The organism is Leptotrichia hongkongensis (assembly GCF_007990635.1).
GTDB classification, from domain to species: Bacteria; Fusobacteriota; Fusobacteriia; order Fusobacteriales; family Leptotrichiaceae; genus Leptotrichia; species Leptotrichia hongkongensis.
On record NZ_AP019846.1, the window covers coordinates 1,361,663 to 1,373,684 of the forward strand.

General features: G+C 29.3%; 9 protein-coding genes. 4 read left to right on the forward strand and 5 right to left on the reverse strand.

Annotated elements, in window-relative coordinates; translation table 11 throughout:
- Positions 1 to 144 precede the first annotated feature (144 nt).
- The gene (locus tag FVE75_RS06545; protein ID WP_147005764.1) at positions 145 to 909 is read left to right on the forward strand and encodes a Fic family protein; all 765 of its coding nucleotides are present in this window, start codon (positions 145 to 147) and stop codon (positions 907 to 909) included.
- Positions 910 to 970: 61 nt separating this feature from the next.
- On the opposite strand, the gene FVE75_RS06550 is transcribed toward FVE75_RS06545, so the two are convergent.
- On the reverse strand, positions 971 to 2,170 hold the full coding sequence (locus tag FVE75_RS06550) for a homoserine dehydrogenase (protein ID WP_147005765.1): 1,200 nt from the start codon (positions 2,168 to 2,170) through the stop codon (positions 971 to 973).
- Between the two features lie 48 nt (positions 2,171 to 2,218).
- Positions 2,219 to 3,481, reverse strand: a complete 1,263-nt coding sequence (locus tag FVE75_RS06555; RefSeq protein WP_147005766.1) for an aspartate kinase — start codon at positions 3,479 to 3,481, stop codon at positions 2,219 to 2,221.
- A 383-nt stretch (positions 3,482 to 3,864) separates the two neighbouring features.
- On the opposite strand from FVE75_RS06555, the gene FVE75_RS06560 reads away from it, so the two are divergent.
- From FVE75_RS06560 to FVE75_RS06570, 3 genes are all read left to right on the forward strand, one after another.
- The gene (locus tag FVE75_RS06560) at positions 3,865 to 5,100 is read left to right on the forward strand and encodes a BaiN/RdsA family NAD(P)/FAD-dependent oxidoreductase (protein ID WP_147005767.1); all 1,236 of its coding nucleotides are present in this window, start codon (positions 3,865 to 3,867) and stop codon (positions 5,098 to 5,100) included.
- 161 nt (positions 5,101 to 5,261) lie between these two features.
- Entirely contained in the window at positions 5,262 to 6,911 is a 1,650-nt protein-coding gene (locus tag FVE75_RS06565; RefSeq protein WP_147005768.1) for an NAD(P)/FAD-dependent oxidoreductase, read from the forward strand.
- 118 nt (positions 6,912 to 7,029) lie between these two features.
- Positions 7,030 to 7,422, forward strand: coding sequence for a carbonic anhydrase (locus FVE75_RS06570; protein WP_232052474.1), 393 nt, complete (start codon positions 7,030 to 7,032; stop codon positions 7,420 to 7,422).
- 443 nt (positions 7,423 to 7,865) lie between these two features.
- On the opposite strand, the gene FVE75_RS06575 is transcribed toward FVE75_RS06570, so the two are convergent.
- The 3 genes from FVE75_RS06575 to rsmB all read right to left on the reverse strand — a co-directional run bounded on the left by FVE75_RS06575 (position 7,866) and on the right by rsmB (position 11,801).
- Positions 7,866 to 8,564, reverse strand: coding sequence for a M48 family metallopeptidase (locus FVE75_RS06575; RefSeq protein ID WP_147005769.1), 699 nt, complete (start codon positions 8,562 to 8,564; stop codon positions 7,866 to 7,868).
- Between the two features lie 41 nt (positions 8,565 to 8,605).
- A complete protein-coding gene (locus FVE75_RS06580) occupies positions 8,606 to 10,363 on the reverse strand; it encodes an NUDIX domain-containing protein (protein WP_147005770.1) in 1,758 nt (585 codons plus the stop codon).
- Between the two features lie 130 nt (positions 10,364 to 10,493).
- Entirely contained in the window at positions 10,494 to 11,801 is a 1,308-nt protein-coding gene (gene rsmB / locus FVE75_RS06585) for a 16S rRNA (cytosine(967)-C(5))-methyltransferase RsmB (RefSeq protein WP_147005771.1), read from the reverse strand.
- Positions 11,802 to 12,022 lie beyond the last annotated feature (221 nt).

A 12,022-nucleotide genomic window follows, 5' to 3' on the forward strand; every position in this document is an offset into this window, starting at 1 on the left:
AAGAATCAAAATTGTATTTCAAAAAAAAAATTTGATATACTTGTTTTATTAAATTAAGTTTATAAAAGTCAAATAAAACAAAAGTTTCGAGAAAATAGTTATAGTTTTCAAGTTTATTTTTAAAATAATAAAGCGAGGAATAATATGAAAATAAAAAAATATGAAATAAATTTTGAAGAAATAAATAAAAAATTAAATAAATACAAAGAAACAAAACTTAATGAACATTTATTGAAACAATTAAGAGAGGATCTGATAATAAAATGGACATACAACAGCAATGCAATTGAAGGAAGCACTTTTACATTGATGGAAACAAAAGTTCTGCTGGAAGAAGGGATAACTGTTGGTGGGAAGACTATGAGAGAACATCTTGAAATAATAGGGCATGCTGAAGCCATTTATTATTTGGAAGAAATTATAAAAGATGATACAGAACTATCAGAAAAAGAGATAAGAAATATTCACAGTTTAATAACAAAAGGCATTGAAAATATAAATCCGGGACAGTATCGAAGAGTCCCAGTCTATATAAGTGGTGCAGAGCATATTCCACCACAGCCTTACATGATACTTCCTGAAATGGAAAAATTAATGTTATGGTATAGAAATGAGGCAAATGAGTTGCATCCGATAGAAAGAGCGACTATTTTACACGGTGAATTTGTCAAAATACATCCATTTTTAGATGGAAATGGAAGAACTTCCAGACTGCTTCTAAATTTTGAACTTATGAAAAATGGCTATCCTCCGATAATTATTGAAAAGTCGGAAAGAGCAATTTATTTTGAAAGTCTGGAAAAAGGTCCACTAACAGGCGACTGGAGTGATTTTATACAGTTTGTTGCTAAAAAATGTGAAGAAAGAATTGATTTTATAAATTCATTTAAAGAAAAAGAAACAAAATAATAAAAATACAAAAAATGGGGCATAAAAATGCCCCTTTAATTATGTAAATTATAAAAATATATTATTTCATAACTCTCAATATAAGCTTCTCTTTTGCATCTTTCAAAATTTCATTAATTTCATTTTTTGAAATATTATTTGCCAAGATGATATAGTAATTTTCAATTTGATTTATTAGTTCAAATGGCGAATTTTCTATATCAAAGTCATCTGAAACTCTTATATAGTAAGAATCTTTCACTGTGTTTGAGTCCACAATTTCAAATACTTTTGTAGAATTAAAGAAATAATCTGATTCAATATGGTTTCTTGTTACAATTTTTACGATGTCCGCAACTACAGCTGATGCAGTTGGATCCATTCCTGCACCTTTTCCATAAAATAAAGTTTTGTCTGTATAAGAACCTGTTGTTTCAATCGCATTGTAAACATCATCAACTTTTGCTAAAATTTCACTATTTGGAATTAATGTTGGCTCTACTGAAATTTGTACTGATTTATCAGATAAAAGTTTTGAGCTTGCAATTAATTTTATAGTTGAGTTTAGTTGGTTTGCTGAGAAAATGTCAACTGTGCTGATTTCTCTTATTCCTGATAATTGCATATCTTTGAACTTGATTGAACCTCCATAGGCTAGTGAGGCAAGAATATTTATTTTATGTCCTGCATCAATTCCATCTACATCATAAGTAGGATCAGCTTCCGCATACCCTTTTTCAGAAGCAATTTTTAGTGCTTCATCAAATGATAAATTATCTTCTTTCATTTTTGTCAAAATATAATTTGAAGTTCCGTTCATAATTCCACGAATTTCAGTAACTGTATTTGCAACTAGACTTTCCATCAAAGGTGTTACAATAGGAATCCCTCCGCCAACAGCAGCTTCAAACAGGAATGAAACTCCATTTTCCTTTGCTAATTGAAATAATTCTACTCCATATTTTGCAATTAGTGCCTTGTTTGCTGTAACGACACTTTTCTTAGCTTGAAATGCTTCAATAATTATCTGTTTTGCAATAGTTTCTCCACCGATTAGCTCTACAACAATCTTAATTTCAGGATCATTTAATATTTTTTTGTAGTCATTTGTAAGAACTGATTTGTCAAAATCAAATGAAAATTCACGTTCAATATTTAAATCACACGCATATTTTACTTCAATATCAGCTCTTGACTTTTCAAAAATGCTTTCCTTTTCATTTGTTAATACCTTAAAAACTCCTTCTCCTACAGTTCCTAATCCAATAATTCCTATTTTCATATTTTCTAAAGTCCTCTCTTTTGGTTATTCTGATATTTTATTTCTAGCTTAGCTGTCCATTTCAATGAATCTTTTATGAAGTGCATTTACTGCTTTTTCCACATCATTTTCATGAATAATGCAAGAAACATTAATCTCTGAGCAAGAAATCATATCTATATTTATATTATTTTCAGCAAGTGTATCAAATATTTCGGCAGTAGTTTCATAGTGACTTTTTAATCCGATTCCAACAACAGAGACTTTTGCAATTTTTTCTTCATATGAAACACCTTCAGCCCCAATATTCTCTTTTATCTGTTCCGAAATAGCCACAGCTTCCTTTAAATCATCACTTTTTACAGTAAATGATATATTATTTAATTCTTTGTTTACACTTGAACTTTGCAAAATTATGTCTGTATTAATTTTTTCCTTAGCAAGTCTAGAAAATACTTTTGCTGCAATTCCTGGCTTATCAGGTACTCCAAAAAGTGTTATTTTTCCTTCATTTTTAGAAGAGGTAATACCAGCGATTTTTACTTTTTCCATAGCTTCTCCTTTTATGTCAATATTTTGATTTCCTATTTCATCAAATCCTTCTTCCCTTTGCACAATCGTTCCTTCAGAATCGTCAAATGATGAACGTAAATGTATTTTTATACCATATTTTGCTGCAATTTCAACTGATCTTGGATGCAGGACTTTTGCTCCTGAGGCAGCCAGTTCCAGCATTTCCTGATAAGAAATTGTTTCTAATTTTTTTGCATTTTTTACAATTCTTGGATCTGCTGTATAAACTCCGTCAACATCAGTGTAAATCTCTACTTCATCAGCATTAAGAGCTGCTCCTAATGCAACAGCGGTTGTATCGGAACCACCACGTCCAAGCGTAGTAATTTCATTATTTTCAGTAATTCCTTGAAATCCAGCAAATACCACTACATTTCCATCATTTAGTTTTTCCTGTATAATTTGTGTATCAATGTCAATAATTTTAGCTTTTGTATGCACAGATGTCGTTTTAAAATTAACTTGAAAAGCATTTAACGAAACAGCCTTTTCCCCCATATCAGCTACAGCAATCGCAAGTGATGCAATCGAAATCTGCTCTCCTGAAGTCAAAAGCATATCAAATTCACGTTTATTCGGCGAATCTGACAACTCATAAGCTCTTTTTATCAGCTCGTCAGTCCTCCCAGCCGGTGCAGAAACAACAACGATTACATCGTGTCCAGCCTTTTTATACTTTACAACTCTTTTAGCCACTTCCTTTACCCTCTCGGCATTTGCAACGGAAGTTCCGCCATATTTCTGTATAATTAAAGCCATATTACCTCCTATTTTTTCATAAAATTTAACTACTCTATAATATACTATTTTTTTTCATAAATTTCAATATTTTCATAAGCAAAGAATAACATATTCTAAATAAAAAAGCAAGGTAAATTCCAATATTTGTAAATATTGGAAGTATAAATTTTAAATATTTACAACAAAAAATTAATTTTGAATTTTTTTAGAATATTGACAAATATACATATATGTGATATAAATAACTGTCTAATAGAGACGCCCCATCTCTACATTTAGACTTCTTTCATACAAAAAAACGAGCACACGGCTCGTTTTTATTTTATAAATTAGCATTTAAACAAAAAATTAATAAAATTTAAAAAATTTATCATAAATATTTAGGAGAATGGAATTATAAGATGAAAAGAGAAATAGCCATAATTGGTGGTGGTGCGTCAGGTTTTCTGACAGCGATTACTGCAAAGAAAAACGGAAGGGATGTTGTCATTCTGGAAAGAAAGGACAGAGTTCTGAAAAAAGTACTTACAACTGGAAATGGACGATGCAACTTGACAAATGTAAATGCTTCCAATAGAAATTATTTTGGAATTGAGAAAATGAAGCAGCCTATTGAGAAAATTTTGGAGAGTTTTACTTCAGAAGATGCAATGAGATTTTTTGAAGATGAAGTTGGGATTATTTGTAATGAAGAAAACCGTGGTAAAGTTTATCCTCTTAGCGGACAAGCTGCATCAATTGTAGATGGACTTAGATTTTATGCACAAAGTCTTGGAATAGATATAATTACAGACTTTTATGTTACAAAAATTGAGAAGGAAATGTTTGATTTTAAGATAATTTCTGAAGATAAAAAACAAATAATTACCAAAAAGATAGTGCTTGCAACTGGTGGGAAATCGTATCCTGAACTTGGTTCGAACGGAAGCGGCTATGAGCTGGCAAAGACCTTTGGGCATACTGTTACCGAATTAACGCCTGTTATTGTACAGCTAAAGGCAGAAAAAGAAAAAATTAAAGGTCTAAAAGGAATTAAGTCAGATGTGGAAATTACAGCTTTTGGAGAAAATAGAAACGGTGAAAAGGAAAAAATCTGTACTTATGATGGTGAACTGCTGTTTACTGATTTTGGCATTTCTGGAAATGTAGTTTTTAATATTTCGTATGTTTTCCCAATTTACAGAAACGTGGAATTTGAAATTGATTTTATGCCAAAATTTACTTATAATGAAATTTTTGAAATTTTGAAAAAACGTCGGACAATATTAAAGGATTTTACAATGGAACAATTTTTTAATGGAGTTGTCAATAAAAAACTGGGACAATTTTTGACAAAATCGGCAGGAATTGAAAAATTATCGAAAAGTATAAATAAACTTACAGACAACGAAATTCGCAAAATTTGTACAACTTTAAAAAAATATAGAATAAAAATTATTGATACAAATGGCTTTAAAGCAGCTCAGGTTACCGCTGGCGGTATTCCTTTAAGTGAAGTAAATCTAGAAAATTTAGAATCAAAAAAAATTAAAAACCTTCATTTTGCTGGTGAAATACTGGATGTTTATGGTGAATGCGGCGGATTTAACTTACAATGGGCTTGGACATCTGGATATTTTTTAGGAGAAAATCTTTAAAAAAAATACTAAATGTTGCTAAATTAAATATATTAATAATAAATTTTATAAATTATTTACTTTTAACTCTATTGCTAAAATAGATTTATAGCAAATTTACTATTTAAAATGAAAAATAATGTTAAAAACTTTTAAAAACAACTAAACTAATAAGGAGAAAAATGATTAGAATAAATAATATAAAAATGCCTGTAAAACACAACGAAAATGATTTAAAAAAAACAGTTTACAAACTTTACAAAATCAATGAGAATGAAGTAAAATCATTTGAAATAGCAGGACAGGCGATTGATGCCAGAAAAAAAGATAATGTTGTATTTGTTTATGCAGTCGATATTTCTTTTAATTTTGATGAGGAAACAGAAAAGAAAAGATTTGAAAATGTGAAAAATGTGCGAAAAATTGAGAAAAAACCTTATTCTGGGGATAAAATTGAGAATTTTACAGAAAATGAAAATGTGAAACGTCCTGTTGTTGTGGGTAGCGGTCCTGCTGGAATTTTTGCTGGACTTGTGCTTGCTGAAGCTGGACTAAAGCCAATTATCATTGAGCAAGGAAAAAATGTAGATGAGCGTGAAAAGGATGTTTATAATTTTTTCAAAACTGGAAAACTTGATAAGTATTCAAATGTACAGTTTGGAGAGGGAGGAGCCGGAACATTTTCAGATGGGAAGCTAAACACGAATACAAATAATTTTCGGATTCAAAAGGTTTATGATGAATTAATTCTCGCTGGTGCTGATCCAAAAATAAATTATATGTCCAAACCCCACATTGGAACCGATAAATTAATCGAAATAATGCGTAAAATCAGGCATAAAATCGAAAGTCTTGGGGGAGAATACAGATTTAGCACAAAATTAACAAAAATAAATTATGAAAAATCTAATTCTGAAAATAACAAAATAAAAAGCATTTTAGTTGAAAATGTAGAAAATTCTGATGAAAATAAAATTTATGAAATCCCAACAAATATTGTAGTTCTCGCAATTGGACATAGCGCAAGAGAAACTTTCTTTATGTTGAACGAAGAAAATGTGGCAATGGAACGGAAAACTTTTTCGGTAGGAGTCAGAATTGAGCATCTTCAAAGTATGATAAATTATTCGCAATATGGAAAATTTACTGATAAATTGCCAGCCGCAGAATACAAATTAAATGTAAAGACAAGCAATGGACGTGGAGTTTATACTTTCTGTATGTGTCCTGGAGGTGTCGTTGTACCATCTTCAAGTGAAGAAGGCAGACTTGTCGTAAATGGAATGAGTTATTCACAGAGAGATTTAGAAAATGCAAATTCAGCAATTTTGGTAAATGTATTTCCCGAGGATTTTCCAGGAGAAAGTGTTCTGGCTGGAGTTGAATTTCAAAGAAAATTGGAAGAAAAAGCATTCGAGCTTGGTGGAAAAGATTACAAAGCCCCTATTCAGCTATTTGGTGATTTTGTAAATAATAAAATCTCAACAAAATTAGGAAAAGTAAAGCCAAGCTACCTAGCAGGCTACAAATTTGCAAACTTAAATGAAATTTTTCCACAATTTATAAACGATTCTATAAAAGAAGGAATTACCTTAATGGATAAAAAAATAAAAGGTTTTGCCAGTTATGACGCAATTTTGTCAGGTGTTGAAAGCCGTAGTTCATCTCCAGTGAAAATTCCTAGAAATGAAAGATTTTTCTCAAATATCGAAGGACTTATGCCTTGCGGAGAAGGCGCAGGGTATGCTGGCGGAATTATGTCAGCGGCAGTTGATGGAATAAAATGTGCAGAATATGTGATTGAATATTTTCTAGAAAATTTATTAAGTTAAAATTTTTGATTTTTACCAATAAATATGCTATAATTTCAACATCTTTAAGATATTTTTCAAGCAAATTCAAATTTGTAACAATTTAAAATCTATAGTTGTTTGAATGAGGGAGGATATTATGTTTTGTACTTTAGTATGCTGTATGGATGGTAGATTTATTCATATTTTGAATGAATATATCAGAAGTAATTATAGATATACTTTTGTTGATACCATTACTGATGCAGGAGCTGTAAATAAAATTGTTAGTGATGAGGAGTATTTAAAAAAAATAGAAGATAAGGTTGTTTTAATTTCAGTTAATAAACATAAATCTGACCATATCTTTGTGGCAGGGCATAGCGACTGTGCTGGTTGTCCTACTGATGATGAAACACAAAAAGGATATATTCGTAAAGCAGCCGAGAAAATGCATAGTGACTTGCCTCACGAAGCTGTTACTGGACTTTTTGTTTATGAAAATGGAGAAATTGAAATTTTAGTGGATTATGATATAACAGATACTAATTAATTAAGTCAATAAAAAAATAAAGGAACTGTCTTTGAATGATAGTTCCTCTTTTAATTTATACTAAACCTCATTTAAACAACGGATAAAAGCCTAATATTGCTAAATGATTAAAATATAATTTAATACTGATGGAGCTTTTATTTGTTCAACTACGACTGTTTGACGACTGCAAGGAGGAGTTTCGGAGTTGGACAAATAAAAGTCGTAGTCTAGCCATAGGTGCAGGATTTGCGGCAATGAGCAATCCTGCGAAAAAAAGAAAAAAACGAATAAAAATAGTAAAAAACTGATATTAAATAAAATAATCCAATATTAAATCTTCTTATAAAATAGAAACTATGTTAAGAACCAAAAGTTTTAATTCCTTACTAAATAGTATGTAATTCAAAATTTGTTAAACATTTGCTATTTAAACGGGAAATAGTATTAAAGAAAAAATATTCTTAATGTTTAGCATTTAGCATTTTTTCAGCAATTTTGTAATTTGGCATATATCTTTCGATATAATTGTAAAAACCTTTCCCATGATTTGGATATTTTAAATGAGTCAATTCATGTAAAACCACATATTCTATCTCAAAAGGTGTTCTTTTTATAAGCTCCGTATTAAGATTTATATACTTTTTTACATAATTACACGAACCCCATCTAGTCTTCATAGGCTTTATTGATACTTTTTCCACATGTTCATCCAATATTTTTAGCCATTTTTCCATAATTTTCGGAAATAATTTTTTTGCATTTTCAAAATACCATTTTTCCATAATTTTTTTCTTTTCGTCAATATTTTCCAAAATATTTTCATTAACTGTTAAAATTATACTCGGCTTTTTTTCATTATTTACCAAATTCACTCCATTAAAGTTTCCTAGTTTCACAGTTAAATAGTATTCTTTTCCCAAAAATTTATGAATTTCACCAGTTTTGTATTCAAAGCCCTTCTGTTTTTCCTTAACATCTTCAACTTTTTTCAAAACACTTTTTATCCATCCTTCTTTAGAACGGATAAAATTTTCGATGTGATCACGATGTAAATTCATTGGCACAGAAATATAAACCTCCATATTGGGCTTTATTCGTAAATTTATATTTTTTACTTTTTTTCTGTGAACTTCATAACCTAAAATTTTCTCTGTTTTCATTTTTTTACTTTATTTTCCTCATACATTTATTTTTCTAAACTCTAACCTGTCTTCGACTTTACAAATACTTTTCTTGCCTTTTCCAGTACATCCTTCTGTAATTTATAAGTAACTAGCTTTAATGCTTCTTCATAAGTACACCACTGAAAAGCCTCAATTTCAAAAGTATCAATCTTGACATCTTCATCTTGTGTAATTCCTGCAAAAATCGTAACTTTCTTAATAGTTTTTTCATTTGGAATATACTTTATTTCACGTTCAAAATTTGGAATAATTTTTATATTTACATTTGTTTCTTCCTGAACTTCACGAATTGCTGTTTCTTCCTTTGTTTCATTGTTTTCGATATGCCCTTTTGGAAATCCCCAGTTACCATTGTGCATTTTCACAAGCAAAATTTTCTCAGTATTTTCATTAAATACAATTGCACCGCACGAATTTTCATACTCAAATTTATCATTCAGGTTATAATACTTTACAATATATTTTAACAACGCTTCCTTTTCATTCTCAATTTCATCCCCTAACACAAGTTCATACAGTTTATTTTTGACTTCTCCAATTTCGCGATTGCTAAATTTAAGATTAATCAAATCAATTCCAGTTATATCCAAATCATTAAACTGTGGTATTTTCCCCTGTTTTTTTATATTTTCAATTTTATCCCAAAAATTTTGCAAAATCTTTTCATTTTCTTTTTTTCTGCTAATTCCTTTAGAATTTAAATCTGCATAAAATAAATTGAAAAGTCTTTTCAAATTTTTTTCTTCCATTTCTATAATCAGCTTTTTCAATGTCTTATCTGAAACGTCCTGATAAATTAACATATGATTTCTTACAATTTTTTTTACTGAATTTGTAAAATCATTAGAAGCTTTAAGCTCTCTCAACTCTTCTTCCGCGATTAATGCACTTTCCTTTTCATGTCCATAAAAATGAAAAATACCTTTTGCATCAATAATTTTAACATTTATTTTTCCTAAATCGTGAAAAAGTGCGGCAAATCTCGTTATCAAATCGTAATCACAAAGATGAATAACTTTTATAATGTGGTTAAACAAGTCATCAGTATGATTGGGATTATTCTGATTAAAATTATAGGTATAACGAAATTCTGGAATTATTATTTCTAAAACTCGTAATTTTTTCATTTCGATAAAAGCTTTTTTTGAATACTTCCCCATTAAAATTTTACTTAATTCGTCAAAAATTCTCTCTTTAGATATTTTTGACAAAAATTTCCTTTTTTTATAAATAGCTTCTGATGTTTTTTTATCCAAATTAAATCCTAACTTTGAAACAAATCTAAAGGCCCTCAAAATTCTAAGTGCATCCTCTTCTATCCTTAACTTAGGTTTTCCTACAAATCTTATAACTTTCCTTCTAATATCCTGCCTTCCGCCATACAAATCAACTATTCCAGTTTGTTTGCTGTAAGCAAGTGAATTTATTGTAAAATCACGTCTTGCTAGATCTTCTTCAATTGTTTTTACAAATTTTATTTCCTTTGGGTATCTGCTGTTGTAAACTCCTGTTTCTTTACGAAATTTTGCTATTTCATAACTTTTTCCATTGACATTTATCATAAGAATCCCAAAATGGGCTCCCATTTCTTTTGGGCTATAATCTGCAAAGATTCTTTTTAATTCTGAATAACCTATATCAGTTGCGAAATCATAATCACCGGGATCCTTATTTAGAATTTTATCTCTAACTGCTCCACCAACAAGAAATCCTGTTCCGTTTTTATTCAGTTGTTCCAATATGAATTTTACATCATCATCCAAATCAAATCGCATTCCAAATATGTCCTTTCAATTATTTTTTCGGTACTTTTATAGAATATTTCGTTTCCAAATTTATTTCTATTTTATAAACTAGCTCTAAAAAATTTAATTTCATTTTTAGTTTACTATACTCAAAAATTTTTTATTTTTTTCTTAATTTTGCAATATAAAACCCATCTAAATATTTATTTTTATATGAAATATAAATTCCCCCAAATTCATCTCTTATATTGTCAATATTTTCAGGAATCTCTACTTCCATAATTTCCAAATCCTCATATTTTTCGAGAAAATACTGAATATTATTAGTATTCTCATTTTTAGAAAATGTACAAGTGCTGTAAACTATTTCTCCACCATTTTTCAAAGATTTATATGCACTTTCAAATATTTTTTTCTGAAGTTTCTTTAAATTTTTTATATCATTTGCTGTCAAATCATATATTTTTTCAGGCTTTTTCCGAAGAACTCCAAGTCCGCTGCAGGGCATATCCAAAAGTATCTTGTCAAACATTGTATCTAAATTCTCAATTTGTGTAGCATCATTTAAGTTCACTTCAAAATTGCTGTAACCATATTTACTTTTAAGTTCATTCAATAATTTCACTTTATGCTCGTGAATATCAGTGGAAATCAGTTTTTTCGGATTAAACAGCTGTAAAATCGCAAGGGATTTTCCACCAGGAGCAGAGCAGGCATCAAGTACAGTTTCTCCATCTTCCACGCCTAAATTTCTCACAGCCAGATAAGACGATGCATCCTGAATCACAACATCCCCATTCTTATAAATTTCCGTATCAAAAATATTCGCATTTGATAAATAATAAACTTCCCCAACAGAAAATAAGACATCTGTCTTAATATTTTTCAGCAATTCCTGAAATTTCTCACTCGTAATTTTATTCTTATCAAATCTAACTGACAAATAACTTCTTTTTTTATAAGATTTAAGCATTTCCAAATAATCATTAGGATAATCAATTTTCATCTTATTCACAAACCATTGCGGATATGACAAAACAATACTTTCCCTGTTATCTTTTGGAATTTCCTCATCAAATTTTTCTTTATTTTTCAAAATCGTCTGCAAAGTTGCATTCACAAATCCAGCTTGATGTGCATTCAAAATTTTTGCAATTTCCCCAGCCTCAAAAATAACTCCCACATTATCCGATTCCATGAAAAATAATTGAGCAACCGAAATTCTCAAAAGTTGCTTTATTTTGCGTTTTTTCACATTTCTAACACTTTTCCCTATCAGATAATCAATATAAATCAAATTTTTTATCACAATATTTATTACATTTGTAATAAACATTTTTTCTTTTTTTGTATAATTATTTTTAGAAAAATAGTAATTCAACTGGATATTACTGTATTTTCCATTCTGAATCTCATCCAGTAAATTTACTATGTCTAATTTTATATTATTTCTATTTTTCTCTACCAATTTCTTCCCTTCTAATTTATTAAACAATTTATAACAATATTTTTTATAAATATTTTTAAACAATCTAAATTTATTTTATATTTATATTAGTTTTTACGCAGAGGTATCAGACGCCATACCTCTGCACACCCGCTTTACGCAAAACTTTCTTATAAAGAAAAGATAAAACTCGATTTTGAAAAAAGATTATTTTAACATTAATAACTGAACGTAATTTAAAA

What these genes read in the sequence shown, in the direction of transcription:
- FVE75_RS06560 (WP_147005767.1), top strand. Translation starts at nt 3,865, where the DNA reads ATGAAAAGAGAAATAGCCATAATTGGTGGTGGTGCGTCAGGTTTTCTG.
- FVE75_RS06555 (WP_147005766.1), bottom strand. Translation starts at nt 3,481, where the DNA reads ATGGCTTTAATTATACAGAAATATGGCGGAACTTCCGTTGCAAATGCC.
- FVE75_RS06580 (WP_147005770.1), bottom strand. Translation starts at nt 10,363, where the DNA reads ATGCGATTTGATTTGGATGATGATGTAAAATTCATATTGGAACAACTG.
- FVE75_RS06570 (WP_232052474.1), top strand. Translation starts at nt 7,030, where the DNA reads ATGTTTTGTACTTTAGTATGCTGTATGGATGGTAGATTTATTCATATT.
- FVE75_RS06545 (WP_147005764.1), top strand. Translation starts at nt 145, where the DNA reads ATGAAAATAAAAAAATATGAAATAAATTTTGAAGAAATAAATAAAAAA.
- FVE75_RS06565 (WP_147005768.1), top strand. Translation starts at nt 5,262, where the DNA reads ATGATTAGAATAAATAATATAAAAATGCCTGTAAAACACAACGAAAAT.
- FVE75_RS06575 (WP_147005769.1), bottom strand. Translation starts at nt 8,564, where the DNA reads ATGAAAACAGAGAAAATTTTAGGTTATGAAGTTCACAGAAAAAAAGTA.
- FVE75_RS06550 (WP_147005765.1), bottom strand. Translation starts at nt 2,170, where the DNA reads ATGAAAATAGGAATTATTGGATTAGGAACTGTAGGAGAAGGAGTTTTT.